This is a genomic window from Acidimicrobiia bacterium (genome assembly GCA_040880805.1).
Taxonomy (GTDB): Bacteria; Actinomycetota; Acidimicrobiia; order IMCC26256; family DASPTH01; genus DASPTH01.
This window is the reverse complement of record JBBDHW010000060.1, coordinates 15008-32408: the sequence shown is the minus strand read 5'-3', so window position 1 is coordinate 32408 and position 17401 is coordinate 15008. Positions and strand designations below refer to the sequence as shown.

Genomic DNA, 17401 nt, shown 5'->3' with positions numbered 1-17401 from the left:
GTGAATCATGGTGAAGCTGTTCGACGCATTCCGGTACGACGGCAAGCGTGCGCTCGTCGTCGGAGGTGCCACGGGAATGGGCGCTGCCGCCGCGCAACTCGTGCAGGACGCCGGCGCGGAAGTCGTGGTCATGGACTATGCCGAGGTCACCCAGCCCGGCGTGAAGTCCGTCCATGTCAATCTCGCCGAGAAGGACTCGATCGACGTCGCCGTCGACGCGTGCGGCGGCACGGTCGACGCGCTGTTCTCCTGCGCGGGCGTCGCCGACGGCACGCCCGGCATCGAGCGCATCAACTTCATCGGCCACCGGCACCTCATCGACTGGCTGCTCGAGCGCGACATGATCCCGCGGGGCGGCGCCATCGGCATGATCTCGTCCGCCGCGGGCCTCGGGTGGGAGGCGAACCTCGAGGAGCTCAAAGAGCTCCTCGCGATCAGCGACTGGCACGCGGCCGTCAAGTGGGTCGAGGAGCACGGCAAAGCCGACTACATGTCGATGAAGCAGGCGATGTGCGCCTATGTCGCCAGCCAGGCCCATCCGATGCTGAAGCGCGGCATCCGGATCAACGCGATCTGCCCCGGCCCCACCGACACTCCGCTGGCCCAGGCGAACGCGGAGGTGTGGCTCGGCTTCGCCGCCGACTTCCGCGCCGATGTGGGCGTCGAGCCCCACACGCCACTCGAGCAGGCGTACGCGCTCGTGTTCCTCTGCAGCGAGGCGGCCGCGGCCATCAACGGCCAGACCATCATCTCCGACGCGGGCTACCTCGCGTCCGGCATCACCGGCTCGTTCCCGGACGCCGCCCCGGTCGCGCAGTTCCTGTTCGGCCGATGACGACCAGCGACATCTACTACGACCCGTTCGACATCGAGATCGACCGGGACCCACACCCGCTGTGGCGCAGAATGCGCGAGGAGGCGCCGCTCTACCACAACGAGAAGTACGGGTTCTACGCGCTGAGCCGTTACGACGAAGTCGAACGTGGCCTCGTCGACTGGGAGAGGTATCGCTCCGGGAAAGGGTCGACGCTCGAGATCATCCTGGCAAACGTGGAGATGCCTTCCGGGATGGTCCTCATGGAGGACCCGCCGATCCACGACGTGCACCGGGGCCTGATGTCTCGGGTGTTCACCCCGAAGGCGATGAACGACATCGAGCCGAAGGTGCGCGAGTTCTGCGCACGCACACTCGATCCGCTCGCCGGCTCCGGCCGCTTCGACTTCGTCACCGACCTGGGCGCAATCATGCCGATGCGGACGATCGGCTCTCTCCTGGGGATCCCCGAGCAGGACCAGGAGGCGATCCGCGACGCGCTCGACGAGGGGCTGCGGATCACCGAGGACGGCGAAGTCCCCGACAACGAGTACCTCGCAGGCGGGTTCGCAATGTTCGCCGAGTACATCGAATGGCGGGCCGAGCATCCGTCCGACGACCTGATGACCAAACTGCTCAACGCCGAGTTCGAGGACGAGACCGGCACGGTCCGACGGCTGAGTCGCGAGGAAGTCCTCACCTACGTGGGGCTGATCGCAGGCGCCGGGAACGAGACGACGACGCGCCTGGTCGGCTGGACCGGCAAGCTGTTGGCCGAGCACGCCGACCAGCGCCGCGAGATCGCCGAGGACCGCTCGCTGATCCCGAAGGCCATCGAGGAGATCCTCCGGTACGAGGCGCCCTCCCCTGTTCAAGCGCGCACGGTCGCGCGCGAGGCCGAGTACTACGGCGAGACGGTGCCCGAAGGCGGCATCATGCTGCTGCTGAACGGCTCGGCGAATCGGGACGACCGCCACTTCCCAGACGGCGACCGCTTCGATATCCACCGCACGATCGATCACCACCTGAGCTTCGGCTACGGCCTCCACTTCTGCCTCGGCGCTGCGCTGGCGCGGCTCGAGGGCCGGGTCGCGCTCGACGAGGTGCTGAACCGCTGGCCCGATTGGGAAGTCGACTGGGACAACGTCAAGCAGGCCCACACCCCGACCGTGCGCGGCTGGGAGAAGCTTCCGGTCTTCACGCGCTGACCTCGAGGGTTGCTATGTCGGATGTGCTGGTCGTCCCACCAGTGTGTTCTTGCGTCGAGCTCGGCGCCGATGCGGAGACCCTCGGCGCGGATCGTTGCTACGAGTTCTGGGCTGTAGCGGCCGCGCGCGACGTGCTGGTCGAGGAGGTCCCAGTCCTTGAAGAACCACGACCGGTCGGGCAGGACCACGATGTCGAGTTCCTGGTCACTGGAATCGAAGCCGATGGGCGTGCGACGGAACGGCTCTTCGAGGTTGACATACCAGCAGGTGAACGCGCCGTTCTCGCCGCGCCAGAAGTGCACCACGGAGTACGCGTCCCCGGGACGGCGCAACTCGAGCACCCCGCTGCCCTCCCAGGTGTCAATGGCGTGGCCGGGAGCTACAACGCCGACGCAACATTGAGCTGTGCAAGTTCGCCGAGCCGCGGTGACTGGGTCGAGCACTGATGGTGGCAGCGATCGACGACTTCCGAGTGGCAGATTATCGGCGCGCCACGTTGTGGGTCATGGCAGCAAACCTGCGTGCACGCTCGTTCTACGAGACGCACCGCTGGCGAGCCGACACCAGGAGTCGAACTGACGATATTTGGGGGCTCAGCCTTCGCTACTCCAAAGACCTCGCGGACAAGTAGACGCGCTGGCTCCACTGAACGCCAAAGAGCTCGCGTGCGCGTCAGACCTACGTGCCGTTACGTGCGCGTCGATTGAGTGTTCCCGTGCGCGATCTTGTGCGCGTTTTCTGGGCGGCACGCCCTTGTGTGTCAGATAGTCGCTGGCACGTCGCTGGTCAGCTTGATCTCGTGTCGAAGATGACGTTGTTCGTCATCGGAGAGCACGCTCCAGGCCTCTCGCATCGCGAGTTGGCCATTGACAATGGCGGCGACCGCCTCGGAATCTTCGGCGCGTCCTTCGGGCTCGTCGATCTCGAACCCGGCGGTTCGGAGCCAGTCGGCGACTGCCGGCCAGCGCCACAACCGTCCCCGCGACCACAAGTGGGAAATCGGAGCGGGGAAGGTTCCCGGGCCGCGCCTACCCGCGATGTAGAGACGCACCGACTCACGGCTCTGGCCAATGAGCTCAGCGATGTCCGCCGCGGTCACCAGCTCATCGGGATCCGCGACGCTGACGACTCGGACGCCTGTCGACTCGATCTCGCGGATCGCGGTGAAGATCGCTTGGGCGAACGCGTCGGCCTCTCGATCGAACTCGGCGTAGAACACGCCGTCGATCTCACCGAAGCTGGCGTCGTCGCAGCCCGCGTCGTAGAGCGCGTTGAGCAAGTCATTGTCCGACAACACGTCCCCGTCAAGTACGAGCGTGAAGTTCCAGTCCTGCACTCTGATCTCCTTCGTCGTCAGCGCTTGCCCTGCGGGCACCGGTCGACCCTCCGCCGGATGCGTTTCGCTTCGTTGCCAGGATTCTTGGGGGTGCTCGACACGCTGAGCTGGCAGCAGCCGAACGGGCAGCGGATGATGGCCCACACATGGCCACTCCGCCGCTCGCACGTCCACGTTGCTTCGTCTGCGCGCTCGAGAGCCGCCTCAACTTCCTTCTTCGGGTGTCGGCCCCGCCCGTCCATGTTGACACTATACAACACTCACGTTGGGATTTGTCAACACCATACCCCACTGCGTCGGCGAAGTGAACGCGAAGCGGGCTCGAGTACTCAGGCCAGGCTCCCTTCAGCGCGCGCACTGGCACACAGAACGACGGCCTGGCGCGCACAGAATGTCGCGCAAGGCGCGCCCAGAGCCGGCGATGGGTTCCTCGCTTGCGGCCGGCCGGATCGCAGCCGGTCTCCTGTCCAAGACACGGAACATTCTTCTCGGACACAGTGACTCACGTAATCGCGGCGTACCCGGAAGCCGTCAGTTGGGAAGGCTGGCGCGGTACCCGATCGGGAGCAGCTCGAGCAACTGCCCGTCCGGATCGCGGATCATCACCGCGAGGCCGACGTGAGTCTGCTCGAGCACGCTGCCGCCGTACTCCACCGCTTTCGCCGCCGTGGCATCGATGTCGTCGACCGACACCGAGATGTGGGTGAGCCCGATCTCGTTCATCACCCGAGGGCGCGCGGACGCGTGCGCGCCAGCATCGGCGTAGGAGATCAGCTCGAGGACCGACTCGCCCCGGCGTAGATAAACGGCCTTGGCCCCGAGGGGTTGGGGGAGGTCGATCAGCTTCGCAACCATCTCGTCGGGCGGCTCCAACTCGTACCAGAACTCGAAGCCGAGCACCTCCTCGTAGAACCGCCGCGACCGCGCCGCGTCAGTGACGCAAAGACCCACATGGTTGAACACCGAACCCATTGACGCTCCTTTTCTGCTCTCGGCTTCCCGGTTGGGCGCGGGGATAGTGTCGGCACACTTCGCTCAGGGAGCGCGCAGTGCCGGAAGCGATCGAGAGGTTCCACATTCGCGTGGACGACGCGACCCTCGACGACCTTCGACTCCGTCTGGCGCGGACCCGCTTCCCGGACCAGATCGAGGGGACCGGCTGGGAGTACGGCACCCCGATCGATTACCTGCGCGAGCTCGTGGAGTACTGGCGCGCCGAGTACGACTGGCGAGCACAGGAGGCACGGCTCAACGAGCTCGAACACTTTCGCACCCGCATCGATGGCCAGTCGATCCACTTCGTCCACGCGCGCTCCGGTCACGCGGACGCCCTTCCGCTGATCATCACCCACGGCTGGCCCGGCTCCGTCGTGGAGTTCCTCGACGTCATCCCACGACTGACCGACCCGGAGGCCCACGGCGGCCGCGCCGAGGACGCGTTCCACGTGATCGCGCCCTCGCTGCCGGGCTACGGCTTCTCCGAGCCCCCGCGCACCCCGGGCTGGGACGTGCGGCGCGTCGCCCAGGCGTTCATCGAGCTGATGCCTCGCTTGGGCTACGCGCGTTACGGCGCGCAGGGCGGCGACTGGGGCGCCCAGGTCGCGACCAGGATCGCCGCGCTCGACCCGGAGCACTGCGCGGCCCTTCACCTCAATATGCCGATCGCTGCCCCTCCCGAGGACCCGGTCCCGCTCACCGAGGGGGAGCAGGCGGATCTCGCCGCGATGGGGCGGTTCCAGCGCGACGAAGCGGGCTACGCGCAGGTGCAGGGCACCAAGCCGCAGACGCTCGGGATGGCGCTCAACGACTCGCCGGCCGGGCTGCTCTCCTGGATCGTGGAGAAGTTCCGCACCTGGAGCGACTGCGACGGCCACCCCGAGAACTGCTTCACCCGCGACCAGCTGATCACCAACGTCATGTTGTACTGGGTGACGCAGACGATCACGTCCTCGGCGCGCTTGTACTGGGAGACCATGCACAGCGGCGTGTTGAGGGAAGCACCGGAGTACATCGGCGTTCCCACCGGCGTCGCGCGCTATCCGAAGGAGGAGGTGCTGCGCTTCCCGCGCTCGTGGGTCGAACAGCGCTACAACGTGACGCACTGGGCCGTCATGCCGCGCGGCGGCCACTTCGCTGCCATGGAGCAGCCCGAGCTCTTCGTCGACGACCTGCGCGACTTCTTCCGAACCGTGCGCTGAACCGCGCGTCGGGCTCACGGCTCCCTCGGCAGGCCGAGCAAACGCTCACCGACGATGTTGCGCTGGATCTCGCTCGTGCCGCCCATGATGGAGTTGGCGCGCGTCGATAGGAGGCCGCGCGCCCACTGTCCGCGATCGATCGCGCGTTGGTCCTCCGGCATGAGGAGTGCGTCCGGTCCCAGAACCGCGCTGGCGGTCTCGTAGAGCCGCTGGCTCATCTGCGCCCAGAACAGCTTCACGAGGCTCGACTCGGGTCCGATCTCCTCGCCGCGCTCGATGCGGGCTCGCGTGCGCGCGTTGTGCAGGCGAAAGATCTCGACCTCGATCCAGGTTTGCGCGAGCCGCTGGCGCACGATCGGGTCGCCGAGCCGCCCGAGGCGTGCACACGTCTGTGACAGGAGATCGATGGCCGCCTGGTGCAACACCTGTTCCTTCCACACGAACGTCGCGCCGCGCTCGTTGGCGAGTGTCGTGTTCGCCACCCGCCACCCCTCGTTCTCCGGGCCGATGAGGTTTTCGACCGGCACCTCTACCTCATCGAAGAAGATCGCGTTGAACTCGCTCTCGCCGGTGATCTGGCGCAGCGGGCGGACCTCGACACCCTTCGTGTGCATCGGGATCGCCAGCATCGAGATTCCCTTGTGCCGGGGCGCCTCCGGGTCAGTACGCACCAGCGCGATGCCCCAGTCGGCGTACGTCGCGTACGACGACCACACCTTCTGACCGTTCACGAGGTACGCGCCGCCACGCTTCTCCGCGCGCGTCGAGAGGGCGGCGAGGTCGCTCCCCGCGTCGGGCTCGCTGAAGAGTTGGCACCAGATGTCGTCGGCACCCAGGATCCTCGGCATCCACCGCAGGCGCTGCTCCTCCGTGCCGTGCGCCATCAGGGTCGGCCCGACCAGGCTGACGCCGGCCCGCCCGAGGATCTGCGGCGTGTCGGCGCGGGCCAGCTCCTCGTTGTAGATGGCGACGTGCGTCAGCGACGCGCCGCGCCCGCCGTACTCGACCGGCCAGTGGATCCCGACCCAGCGTCCGGAGTGGAGCGTCCGTTGCCACTCGCGCAGCGCCTCGGCCTCCTCGCGCGTCTCCGCGATGTCGACGTCGGGCGGCGGGTGCTCCTGCAGCCACGAACGCAGCTCGTAGCGGAATTGGTCGTCAGGTGACATGCCCGGCGCAGATCGGCGACACGATCAGGTGATCTCCGGCTGCATGCCGGGACGCAGCCCGCGCGCGTCGAGCTGCTCGCCATCGAGGCGGATCGGCGTGCCGTTGACCAGCACGTGCCGAACGCCCGTCGGCTCTTCCGCGGTTAGACGTTCTCCATTTGCCGGGAAGTCGCGCACGCGCCGGAGGGGGCCGGGGCCCACTGTCTGGGGATCGAACACGCACACGTCGGCCCAGTAGCCCTCGCGTACGTAGCCCCGGCGCGCGAACCCGAACATGTCGGCCGGTTCGCCACTCAACTTGCGCACCGCGCGCTCGAGCGGCATGACCTCTCGCTCCCGCACCCAGTTGCCGAGCAGGTCCGTGGCCAGCGGCGCGTCGCAGAGCTGGCTGACGTGCGCGCCCGCGTCCGAGAGGCCCAGCGCGACCTGCTCGTGGGTGAGCAGGTGGCTCACGCTGCGGGGTTCGTCGTTCGCGATGTAGATGCGGAAGCGCGTCTCGAGGTCCTCCTCGAGCGCCAATTCGCACATCACGTCGAGCGGGCTGCAGCCGCGCTCACGCGCGAGCTCGTCCACCCCCCGGCCCTCCAGCTCGGGGAACCGGTCCGACTCGGAGACCTCGCAGGTCTCCCAGCGCGGCCGCATCGGGACCTGCTCGAGGTCGGCGGCGGCCCGGGCCCGCCAGGCGGGATCGCGGTACGCGGCGATGCGGGCGTCGCGGTCCTTGTCCATGAGGTCCCCGAAGACCGTGCTCACGTTGAGGCTGAAGGGGCTGGCCAGCGTGAACTGCATGGTGAGCGGCCGCGGGGTGACCTGCGGCCACACCTGCGCGCCGCGGGCCAGGGCCGCCTCGTGCAGGTCGAGCTGTGGCTGGTGCCTGCCGTCGGCGAGGGCGAACAACGGGTAGGTGAACGGCCGCCCGATGCGGGGTTGCAACTCGTACATGTCGGCGTACGTGCACTGCTCGCCCGCCGTGGCGAGCACCACACCCTTGCCCGTCCGTCCCACCGTGAGGAAGAGCGCCTCGACCTCGTCGCGCTCGGCGAAGCGGCTGGGAACCGGCTTCCCGTCCATGCCGCGGTGCGTGTAGGCGAAGCTCGTCGAGAACCCGGCCGCCCCCGCGTCGATCGCCTCGGTGACGAGACGGCACATCTGGTCGATCTCGTCGGCCGTCGCCGCACGCTCGTACGCCGCGTCGCCCATCACGTAGAGCCGCAGCGCGCTGTGCCCGATGTACGCGGTGAAGTTGAGCACCGTGCCGCGGCGGTGAACCAGCCCCATGTACTCAGGGTGGGTCTGGAACTCCCACACGATGCCCGCGGTCAGTGACGCGCCGTCCATGTCCTCGACGTTCTCGAGCGTGCGCACGATCACGTCGTGGTGCTCGGGCCGGGTGGGCGCGATCGTGAAGCCGCAGTTGCCGGCGACGACGGTGGTGACGCCGTGGTACGACGTCGGCCGGAGGGCCGGGTCCCAGAACACCTGCGCGTCGTAGTGGGTGTGGATGTCGATGAAGCCCGGTGCGACCGCGCAACCCGACGCGTCGAGCTCGCGCTCGCCCCGGAGGTTCGCCCCGACCTCGCGGATCACACCGCCCTCGATCGCCACGTCGGCCACGCGGCCGGGCGTGCCGCTCCCGTCGAAGACCGTTCCGCCGCGGACGACGATGTCAGCCGGCATCCGGACCTCCCGTGCGCTTGCTCAGGATCTCCCGCATCTGGTTGGCGGGCGGGCCCGCGGTGGTCCCACCGTCGACCGGAACCACGATCCCCGTGATCTGCGCCGAGCGGTCGCCCGCCAGGAACAGGACCGCGTTCGCCACGTCCTCCGACGACCCGAGGCGCTGCAGCGGCTGCGTGTGCCGGATGACTGCCGCCATGTCGTAGTTCGTGATGCCCGTGGGGATGTGGCCCGGCGCGATGCAGTTCACCCGGATCCCGTAGTCCGCCAGGTCGATCGCGATCGAGCGGCTGAACTGGATGACGGCGGCCTTCGCGGCTCGGTACATGATCGGCCCGGCGCCGCCGGTGAGCGCCGCGATGGACGACGTGTTGATGATGGAGCCGCCGCCGTGCTCCGCCATGTGGCGCGCCGAGCGCTGGCTGCCGACCATGACACCGAAGAGGTTCACCGCCATCACGCGCTCGTAGTCCGCCAGATCATTGTCGAGGAAGCGGGTGAAGGCGCTGCCGATCCCGGCGTTGTTGAACATCACGTGGAGCCCGCCGAAGTGCCCGACGGCGAAATCCACGAGCGCCTGGACTTCGTCCGCATCGGACACGTCGGTGCGCTTGAACGCGGCCGCCGCGCCGAGTCCCGCCGCCACCTCAACGCCCCGGTCGGCGTTCACATCGGCGATGACGACCTGCGCGCCTTCCTCCACGAACAGCTCGGCGGTCGCACGGCCGATCCCGCTGGCGCCACCGGTGACGATCGCGACCTTCCCTGCGAGCTCCTCGCCCATCGTCAAGTGAGGCGGCAGCGCAGCGGCAGGTGTTTGATGCCGCCGTTGACGGCCGAGTTGAGGCGCTCCGCCGGGCCCGACACCTCGAACGACTCGAGCCGCGTGAGCAGGTGCCGGAAGACCGTCTCCATCTCGAGGCGCGCGAGGTGCGCGCCCATGCAGAAGTGCTCGCCGATGCCGAACGCGAGGTGGGGGTTCGGGTGGCGGTCCACGCGGAACGCGAACGGGTCCTCGAACACCTCTTCGTCCCGGTTCGCGGACGCGAAGAAGATCGCCACCCGCTCGCCCTCGGCGATCTTCACCCCGCGCACCTCGGAGTCCTCGGTGGCCATCCGCGTGAAATGGATGATGGGGCTGACCCACCGCAGCATCTCCTCCACCGCGTCGGGCATCAGCTCGGGGTGGTCACGCAGCTTCTCCCACTCGCCGCGGCGCTCGGAGAAGGCGAGCAGACCCCCGCTGATCGCGTTGCGCGTGGTCTCGTTGCCCGCCTCGACGATCAGCTCGCAATACATGAGGAGCTGCTCCTCGGTGAGCGGCTCGCCGTCGATCTCCGCGCTGACCAGGTGGCTGACGATGTCGTCGCCTGGATCCCGCCGGCGCTCCTCGATGAGGGCCCCCAGATAGGCGTGCATCTCGCCGCGAGCACGCTTGATGGTCTGGCCGGGTGTCTCGCCGGGGCGGCGGAACTCCGGATCGTCCTTGCCGATCACCTCGTTGGTCCAATGGAACAGCAGCTGCCAGTCGGAACGAGGCACACCCAGGATCCAGGAGATCACCGCGATCGGCAGCGGCGCGGCGATGCGCTCGACGAAGTCGAACTCGCCCGAGTCGCCCGCGGCCGCCACCTCATCGAGGATCTCGACTGCGATGCGCTCGATCTCGGCGTGGCGCGATCGAATGGCGCGTGGCGTGAAGCGCGGCATGGCGACGCGGCGCAGGGGTCCGTGCCGCGGAGGGTCGAGGGTGACGACCATCTCCGTCGGCTGCGCCGGAGCGCCGATGTGGCCGAGGATGAGCCCGTGCGCGTTCGAGAAGCGCACCGGCTGCGACGCTACGTCCACGATGTCGGCGTGCTTCGTGATCGCCCAGAACGGCTGGTAGCCCGGCGGCTCGAAGTACGCCACGGGCGCCTCGGCCCGCAGTCGCGTCCACACCGCGTCCGGGTAGCCGTTGCGTGCGAACCGCGCGGGGTCGACGAGATCGAGGGGATCGATGGACGCCGGGACATCGACGCGGGGAGTCATCGGACAAGCACCCTATCCCGGTCGACACGCCAGGTCAGTCGGACGCGACCTGCAGCAGTGCGTCGGCCACCGCCTCGGGCTCGGTGATCATGAGGTCATGGCCGGTGTCGATCTCCCAGAGTCGACCCGCCGCGCGCGCCTTCTCCATGAGCTCGGGTTCTCGGGTGGCCAGCGTGGAGGTGCAGACGATGTGGTACTGCGGGATCGCCCACAGGTCCGCTTCGTTCGTGAGGCGGAGCGGCTGCTCGAAGCAGCCCCACGGGTGGCCGGTCAACCGGTCCGCCATCCAGGCCACGTCGTCCGGATCGGTCACGCCATAGAACCGGCCCGCCTCGGGCGACGGCAGCAGCACCAGCTCCACGCCGTCCACGACCTGCCCTGCGGGGCGGGTCGCTTCGATGATCGGGCCGGCGACATCGACGAGGGACTGACCGTTCACCGGGTTCGCGGCGTCGAGGTACACGATGCGGCCGACCCGCTCGGCGGCGCGATCTGCGGCGCCGGTGATCACCATCCCGCCATAGCTGTGCCCGACCAGGATCACGTCGCGGAGATCCTCGTAGTGGAGCACCGCCGCGATGTCGGTGATGTGCAGGTCGAGGCCGATGCCGGGGCTGAGCAGATGCGACCGCTCCCCCAGTCCGGTCATCGTGGGCGTGTACACCTCGTGCCCCGCGGACCGCAGGAGGCGGGCGACGCGCTGGTAGCACCATCCGCCGTGCGCGCCGCCGTGCACGAGAACATACGTCGCCATCGGCTCTCCTGTTCCTGAGTGAACGCTCGCTTCGCAGTGAGCAACGCGATCAGAGGTTGTAGAACGCCCGTGCGGTCGCGCCGAGGATCAGACGCTTCGACTCGTCCGGCAAGGGTTTCACCGCATCGAGGAGCTCTTCCACGACGCCCGGGATCTTCGCGTCCGGGTGTGGGTAGTCGGACGCCCAGAGGATCTTGTCCGCGCCGAGGTGCTCGGCGGTGAAGGCCAGCGCGACCTCGTCGGGGTCGAAGCTCACCATGCACTGACGCGCGAACACCTCGCTCGGTCGCGTCGCCTGATCCGGACTGCCGAAGATCTCGAACTGGTGATCGAAGCGCTGCAGCATCGGCACGATCCAGCCACCCGTCCCCTCGAGGAACGCGACGCGCAGGTCGGGATGACGCTCGCAGATCCCGCCGAGGGTGAAGTACCCGACCGCCATCTGGAGGTCGAGGGCGTTCGTGAGACCCTGGCGAAGCGCAAGCCCCTCCGTGGGGTTCGTCACACCGTCCGCGAGCCCGAGCAGGCGGCACGCGTTCAGCATGTCGCCGTGGGGCGACGGATGCACACCGATCGGGCACCCGAGCGCCTCGGCCGCAGCCCAGAAGGGGCCGTACGCGGGATGATTGAGCTTCAGCGCACCGATGTACGGCGCCGGCCGGATCATCACCGCCTTCGCGTCGAGGTGCTCGAGCGCGCGCTCCATCTCGACGACGGCCGATTGCGGATCCTGGAGCGGCACGAGCGCCACCGGGTACAAGCGACTCGGCGCCACCGCGCAGTAGTCGTACAACCAGTTGTTGTACGCACGGCACGCGGCACCGAAGACGTCGGCTTCCTCGATCCACGTCAGCATCGCAGTGGGATAGAGGACAGCGACGTCGATACCTTCGGCGTCCATGTCGACGAGCCGAGCCGCGGGGTCGTGGCCGCCCGGCCGGCTCATCTTGAACTTGGACTCCTCGTCCCAGTTGGCGTCGCCCGCGGCGGTCGACGCCCACGCGGCCTCATCGTCGTCGCCACCGCCTCCGAGGAACTCGGGCGCCATGTCGGGGTACGCGCGCTGAATGCCGGTGGCCTGCACGTAGCCGCCACCCGGATGACCGAGAATGTCGCGGAACTCCGGTTCTGCATACTCCTTCCAGATCACGTCGGGCTCGATGACGTGCCCGTCGGAGTCGATGATCTCAGGTCGCGTCGGCTGCTCAGGCATGGTCACCCCAGGGTCTCGATCTCGGTCCGGACTCCCCTGTCGTAGCACGGCGCGGTCAGGACGGCGCGCCCGACTCGGGACTCGTGGAACTGGTTATCGTCACGCGGTGGAGATGAATTCGAACGCAACGCGCCCGCGGGTGGACTTCGACCTCTTCGGATCGACGACTCGGGGAAGTTCCGACGATGCGTGGAGATCAGTGCGCGCTGCCTTGTGCCCGGTCGCATGGGCAGAACACAACGGCGGGCACTGGGTCATCAGTAGCTTCGAAGCCGTGGCCGCGGCGTTCCGCGACTGGGAGCGATTCTCGTCGGAGCGGACCGACCCGGATCGATCCGCAATCTCCTTCACCAACAGCAAGGTTCCCGTCTGCCTCCCGGAGGAGTGCGACCCGCCGAGGTGGTACGGATTGCGCCGCGCGCTCGCGCAGATCCTTTCGCCTCAGGCATCGGAGCGCCTGCGCGAGCGGGCCCGGTTCTGGACCGCGCACTACCTCGACCAAGTCGTCGACCTCGGTGAGTGCGAGTTCGTTCACGACCTCACCTGCCCCGTCCCTGCGGCCGTCACCTTGGAGTGGATGGGATTCCCACGCGAAGAGTGGCAGACGTTCTCCGACGCCTTCCACGGCGTCTCCGCGTACCCGATCGGAACCCCCGAGCATCGGCAAGCCTCAGAGTCGTACGGACCGGTGATGACTCGCATCACCGAAGAATTGCAACACCGCATCGCGTCCCCACGCGACGACGCACTCACCGCGATCGCACATCATGAGGTCGACGGTGTGCGGATATCCGAAGAGATCGCGCAGTCGATCGCGTTTCTCACGACGGCCGGCGGCGTCGACACCACGACGTCGCTCACGGGCGCCGCGTTGCTCCATCTGTCGCAGCACCCGGACGATCGCGAACGACTGCGCAACGAGCCCGACCTCTTACCGCTCGCCACGGAGGAGTTCCTTCGCTACTACCCGCCGGCGCGAACGCACGCGCGAACGGTTGCGGTTGACACCGTGTTCGAGGGCGTCGAGATGAAGAAGGGTGAGCGCGTTCTCTTGAGCGAGGCCGCCGCCGGGCGCGACGAGTCGGAATTCGAGAACGCCGACGAGTTCGTCATCGACCGCCTTCCGAACCGGCACCTCTCGTTCGGAGTCGGCATTCACCGTTGCCCCGGATCACACCTTGCCCGAGTCGAGTTCTCCGAAATGATCACGGCCGTACTCCGGCGCATGCCCGACTACGAGATCGCGCTGGACGGCGTCGAGGAATACCCCGACTGGGCAATGGTCGGAGGCTGGCAACGCATGCCGGCAACCTTCACACCCAGCGCGTAGTCGCGCGGGCCGTTGCTCTGCGAGAACGTTCCTTCCTAGTGTGAACCCGAGTCATCGATCATCGTCAGGGGAACCGCCGTGGGTAATTCCGATTTCGCCACCATCGACTTCTTTCGCAACCGGGCCCTGACCCAGGACCCCTACCCGTACTACGACTGGCTGCGCGAGCAGAGCCCGGTGTGGCGCGAGCCGAATCGCGGCGTGGTGATGATCTCCGGGTACGACGAAGCGATCGCTGTGTACCACGACCAGGCGACGTTCTCGAACTGCAACACGGTCAGCGGACCGTTCTTCGATTTCCCGGTTCCCCTGAAGGGCGACGACATCACCGCGATCATCGAGGAGCACCGCGACACGCTGCCGTTCAGCGACCAGCTGCCCTCGTTCGATCCACCCAAGCACACCGACCACCGCGCGTTGCTCATGCGGCTGATCACGCCGAGGCGCCTCAAGGAGAACGAGGAGTTCATGTGGCAGCTGGCCGATCAGACCTTCGACGAATTCTTCCCACGCGGTGAATGCGAGTTCGTCAGGGAATACGCGCTTCCGTTCACCTTCCTCGTGGTCGCCGACCTCCTCGGCGTGCCCGAAGATGACCGCGACAAGTTCCGCACGAATCTCGTGGACAAGAAGCGCGCCGAGGAGATGTCGCATGCGCCGCTGGAGTATCTCTACGAGCAGTTCACCGCGTACATCGAGGAGCGGCGACGCGCGCCCGGCGACGACGTCATGACCGGGCTTGCCACCGCGACGTTCCCCGACGGCACGTTGCCCGAGGTCGACGACGTCATGCGGATCGCCGCGAACCTGTTCAGCGCGGGCGGCGAGACGACGGCCCGCCTGCTCTCCACGTCGTTCCAGATCCTCGGCGACCGCCCGGACCTCCAGCAGGCGCTGCGCGACGACCCCGGCAAGGTCACGGCCTTCATCGAGGAGGCCCTGCGGCTCGAGAGCCCGATCAAGGGCGAGTTCCGTCTGTCACGCGTGCCGGTCACGGTCGGCGGTGTCGATCTGCCTGCCGGCACCACCGTGTTCGTGATGAACGGCGCCGCGAACCGCGATCCGCGCCAGTTCGAGAACCCGAACGAGTTCCGCCTCGATCGCGTGAACGGTCGCCAGCACATCGGGTTCGGGCACGGCATCCACTCGTGCGCGGGCGCGCCCCTCGCCCGTGCAGAGTCGCGCATCACCACCGAGCGGTTCCTGGCCCGCACGGACGAGATCCGGATCTCGGAGGCGGCGCACGGCCCGGCCGACGCGCGGCGTTACGAGTACGACCCCACCTACATGCTCCGCGGCCTCCGGGAACTGCACTTGGAGTTCACGCCCGTCAGGTAGCCGCGGGCCGCCGCCTTCGCAGTCCGCTTGCGGCCGCCTCACGCGAAGTGGCGCGACTGGCCACCGGGAAGGTCGACGATGAACAGGCGGTCCGCGAACTGCCAGCCGTCCGAGCCGCGTCGGTACCGGTCGATATAGCGCCCGGCGACGATGGTCTGGATCGGTTCGCCCGCGTCGAGACCCTGGAGAACCGTGTAGTAGCAGCGCCCCGTCGCCCCGTCGGCACCCTCGACGAGATCGATGGTCAGGTTGCTCATCAGGTGCTGGGTCTTCGGCGTACCGTCGTAGAGCATGATGCGGTCGTAGACGGCCCGGATCTCCTCCGGCGAGCGCAACACCTTGCCGGTTGCCGCGGAACGCCACGTCGCATCCGCGAACAGCGCAACGACGCCGTCGATGTCGCCGCCGTCGAGCAGCTCGGCATAGCGGTACACCAGGGCGGTGATCTCGTCGCGGTCCCCCACGGCACGGGAAGCTAGTCCCGCCCGCGCTACCGCGCGCGAGCACGAGGATCAGTACCGCGACAGCCTCTCCGGCTGACAGCGCTCGACGCCGATCACGTCACCGTGATCGCGTGCGTGGGGCAGCTCTGTTCTGCCTCGCGGACGACCGCCTCGAGCTCGGAGGGAATGTCGGGCAGCACCACGACGGCATATCCCGCGTCGGTCAGCGCGAACACGTCAGGACAGAGGATCACGCATTGTCCGAAGCCGCCGCAGCAATCAGCGTCGACCTCCACCCTCATGAGCTCTGGTCCTGTGCGTAAGTGGCGGCGCCTTCCGGGGAGCGAGCGCCCTGCGGTGCAGTCACGCGAGCACGGCCGTTTGCTTCATGTCATTCCTCGACACGCCAGATCGGACAGTCAGACAATAACGACTCCCGCGTTGGCGTCAGCGAGACGGCGGGTGTCGCCGCTGTCCAGCTTCGCCGTAACGTTGCTCTCGTACGGGCAAACCACGTCATCGACGATCGTTGCGGAGGACCGCGGTGGGCAACACTGATTTCGCCGACATCGACCTGTTCCGCGACCCTGACCTCCCCCAGGACCCATACGCGTACTACGACTGGGTCCGCGAGCAAGGCCCGCTGTGGTACTACCCGAAGTGGGACGTGTGGCTGGTCACGGGGTACGAAGAGGCGATCGCCGTGTACCACGACCAGGCGACGTGGTCGAATTGCAACACGGTGAGCGGGCCGTTCGTCAAGATCCCGGTTCCGCTCGAGGGCGACGACATCACCGAGATCATCGAGGCGCACCGCGACGAGCTGCCGTTCAGCGACCAGCTGCCCTCGTTCGACCCGCCCAAGCACACTGCACAGCGCGGACTGCTGATGCGGCTGATCACGCCGAAGCGCCTCAAGGAGAACGAGGAGTACATGTGGCAGCTCGCCGATCGGACGATCGACGAGTTCTACGACCGCGGTGAGTGCGACTTCATCCCCGAATACGCACTGCCCTTCACCCTCATGGTGATCGCCGACCTCCTCGGCGTGCCCGACGAGGACCGCGACGAGATCCGCGCCAAGCTCGCGGGCAGGGAGCGCCCGATGGCACAGTTCCGCTCAAGTCTCGTGCAGGAGGCAGGTCCGGCGAAGCTGTCGCACAAGCCGCTCGAGTTCCTCTACGAGCAGTTCACCGCCTACATCGAGGACCGTCGGCGCGCGCCGCGCGACGACATCATGACGGAGATGGCCCAGGCGACGTTCCCCGACGGCACACTGCCCCCGGTCGACGATGTCATGAGGATCGCGGCCAACCTGTTCTCCGCGGGCGGGGAGACCACGGCCCGGCTCATCACCATGTCGTTCCGGCGGCTCGGCGACCGACCCGAGCTCCAGCAGCGGCTGCGCGACGACCGCGATCTCATCTCGCCGTTCATCGAGGAGCAGCTGCGGATCGAGAGCCCGTTGAAGGGCTCGTTCCGGCTCTCTCGCGTCCCGACCACGGTCGGGAGGATCGACCTCCCCGCCGGCACGACCGTGTTCCTGATGAACGACGCGGTGAACCGCGACCCGCGCCAGTTCGAGAACCCGGGCGAGTTCCGTCTCGATCGCGCGAACGGTCGCATGCACGTCGGGTTCGGGCACGGCATCCACTCGTGCGCCGGCGCACCCCTCGCGCGTGCGGAGACCAAAGTCACCATCCAGCGCTTCCTCGACCGCACGGAGGACATCCGGATCTCCGAAGCTCACCACGGCCCGGCCGACGCCCGGCGCTACGAGTACGACCCCACCTACATGCTCCGCGGCCTCCGGGAGCTGCACCTGGAGTTCGTGTCCGTCGCGACTTCTGCTCGCAGCGCAGCCACATCTTCGTAGCCGCGCCTCGCCGAACC

The 17401-nt window shown here is 67.7% G+C and carries 16 protein-coding genes; 6 read left to right on the top strand and 10 right to left on the bottom strand.

Annotation, left to right across the window (positions count from 1 at the left end; all coding sequences use genetic code 11):
- Window positions 1–10: 10 nt before the first annotated feature.
- Complete coding sequence (locus WD271_16075) at window positions 11–835, top strand: SDR family oxidoreductase (protein MEX1009338.1); 825 nt, start codon at window positions 11–13, stop codon at window positions 833–835.
- Entirely contained in the window at window positions 832–2022 is a 1191-nt protein-coding gene (locus WD271_16070) for a cytochrome P450 (protein ID MEX1009337.1), read from the top strand. The genes WD271_16075 and WD271_16070 overlap by 4 nt, the downstream gene beginning before the upstream one ends.
- Before the next feature lie 760 nt (window positions 2023–2782).
- On the opposite strand, the gene WD271_16065 is transcribed toward WD271_16070, so the two are convergent.
- Window positions 2783–3397, bottom strand: coding sequence for a hypothetical protein (locus WD271_16065; protein MEX1009336.1), 615 nt, complete (start codon window positions 3395–3397; stop codon window positions 2783–2785).
- A 492-nt stretch (window positions 3398–3889) separates the two neighbouring features.
- Window positions 3890–4330: a VOC family protein gene (locus tag WD271_16060; GenBank protein MEX1009335.1), complete on the bottom strand. Its 441-nt coding sequence runs from the start codon at window positions 4328–4330 to the stop codon at window positions 3890–3892.
- 77 nt (window positions 4331–4407) lie between these two features.
- On the opposite strand from WD271_16060, the gene WD271_16055 reads away from it, so the two are divergent.
- The gene (locus tag WD271_16055; protein ID MEX1009334.1) at window positions 4408–5556 is read left to right on the top strand and encodes an epoxide hydrolase; all 1149 of its coding nucleotides are present in this window, start codon (window positions 4408–4410) and stop codon (window positions 5554–5556) included.
- A 14-nt stretch (window positions 5557–5570) separates the two neighbouring features.
- Here WD271_16055 and WD271_16050 read toward each other — a convergent pair whose 3' ends face one another.
- Genes WD271_16050 through WD271_16025 form a run of 6 tightly spaced genes read right to left on the bottom strand, consistent with a single transcriptional unit; the run spans window position 5571 to window position 12397 of the window.
- On the bottom strand, window positions 5571–6722 hold the full coding sequence (locus WD271_16050; GenBank protein MEX1009333.1) for an acyl-CoA dehydrogenase family protein: 1152 nt from the start codon (window positions 6720–6722) through the stop codon (window positions 5571–5573).
- Between the two features lie 24 nt (window positions 6723–6746).
- Window positions 6747–8399, bottom strand: a complete 1653-nt coding sequence (locus tag WD271_16045) for an amidohydrolase family protein (GenBank protein ID MEX1009332.1) — start codon at window positions 8397–8399, stop codon at window positions 6747–6749.
- Complete coding sequence (locus WD271_16040; GenBank protein ID MEX1009331.1) at window positions 8389–9183, bottom strand: SDR family oxidoreductase; 795 nt, start codon at window positions 9181–9183, stop codon at window positions 8389–8391. Before WD271_16040 ends, WD271_16045 begins: the two co-directional genes overlap by 11 nt.
- A gap of 2 nt (window positions 9184–9185) precedes the next feature.
- A complete protein-coding gene (locus WD271_16035; protein MEX1009330.1) occupies window positions 9186–10430 on the bottom strand; it encodes a cytochrome P450 in 1245 nt (414 codons plus the stop codon).
- Window positions 10431–10464: 34 nt separating this feature from the next.
- On the bottom strand, window positions 10465–11184 hold the full coding sequence (locus tag WD271_16030; protein ID MEX1009329.1) for an alpha/beta hydrolase: 720 nt from the start codon (window positions 11182–11184) through the stop codon (window positions 10465–10467).
- 49 nt (window positions 11185–11233) lie between these two features.
- On the bottom strand, window positions 11234–12397 hold the full coding sequence (locus WD271_16025; GenBank protein MEX1009328.1) for an amidohydrolase family protein: 1164 nt from the start codon (window positions 12395–12397) through the stop codon (window positions 11234–11236).
- A gap of 274 nt (window positions 12398–12671) precedes the next feature.
- Between WD271_16025 and WD271_16020 the strand changes: the two genes are divergently transcribed.
- A complete protein-coding gene (locus tag WD271_16020) occupies window positions 12672–13727 on the top strand; it encodes a cytochrome P450 (GenBank protein MEX1009327.1) in 1056 nt (351 codons plus the stop codon).
- Between the two features lie 78 nt (window positions 13728–13805).
- Complete coding sequence (locus WD271_16015; protein MEX1009326.1) at window positions 13806–15065, top strand: cytochrome P450; 1260 nt, start codon at window positions 13806–13808, stop codon at window positions 15063–15065.
- A 38-nt stretch (window positions 15066–15103) separates the two neighbouring features.
- On the opposite strand, the gene WD271_16010 is transcribed toward WD271_16015, so the two are convergent.
- Complete coding sequence (locus WD271_16010) at window positions 15104–15529, bottom strand: nuclear transport factor 2 family protein (protein ID MEX1009325.1); 426 nt, start codon at window positions 15527–15529, stop codon at window positions 15104–15106.
- Window positions 15530–15621: 92 nt separating this feature from the next.
- Window positions 15622–15810 (bottom strand): ferredoxin, encoded by a 189-nt coding sequence (locus WD271_16005; GenBank protein MEX1009324.1) that lies wholly within the window; start codon window positions 15808–15810, stop codon window positions 15622–15624.
- A 242-nt stretch (window positions 15811–16052) separates the two neighbouring features.
- On the opposite strand from WD271_16005, the gene WD271_16000 reads away from it, so the two are divergent.
- Window positions 16053–17384 carry a cytochrome P450 gene (locus tag WD271_16000; protein ID MEX1009323.1) on the top strand — a complete coding sequence of 444 codons (1332 nt, stop codon included), beginning with the start codon at window positions 16053–16055 and terminating at the stop codon, window positions 17382–17384.
- Window positions 17385–17401: the final 17 nt, after the last annotated feature.

Excerpts from the sequence above, each read along its gene's own strand:
- WD271_16070 (MEX1009337.1), top strand. The coding sequence starts at position 832 with ATGACGACCAGCGACATCTACTACGACCCGTTCGACATCGAGATCGAC.
- WD271_16060 (MEX1009335.1), bottom strand. The coding sequence starts at position 4,330 with ATGGGTTCGGTGTTCAACCATGTGGGTCTTTGCGTCACTGACGCGGCG.
- WD271_16050 (MEX1009333.1), bottom strand. The coding sequence starts at position 6,722 with ATGTCACCTGACGACCAATTCCGCTACGAGCTGCGTTCGTGGCTGCAG.
- WD271_16045 (MEX1009332.1), bottom strand. The coding sequence starts at position 8,399 with ATGCCGGCTGACATCGTCGTCCGCGGCGGAACGGTCTTCGACGGGAGC.
- WD271_16040 (MEX1009331.1), bottom strand. The coding sequence starts at position 9,183 with ATGGGCGAGGAGCTCGCAGGGAAGGTCGCGATCGTCACCGGTGGCGCC.
- WD271_16035 (MEX1009330.1), bottom strand. The coding sequence starts at position 10,430 with ATGACTCCCCGCGTCGATGTCCCGGCGTCCATCGATCCCCTCGATCTC.
- WD271_16030 (MEX1009329.1), bottom strand. The coding sequence starts at position 11,184 with ATGGCGACGTATGTTCTCGTGCACGGCGGCGCGCACGGCGGATGGTGC.
- WD271_16025 (MEX1009328.1), bottom strand. The coding sequence starts at position 12,397 with ATGCCTGAGCAGCCGACGCGACCTGAGATCATCGACTCCGACGGGCAC.
- WD271_16005 (MEX1009324.1), bottom strand. The coding sequence starts at position 15,810 with ATGAGGGTGGAGGTCGACGCTGATTGCTGCGGCGGCTTCGGACAATGC.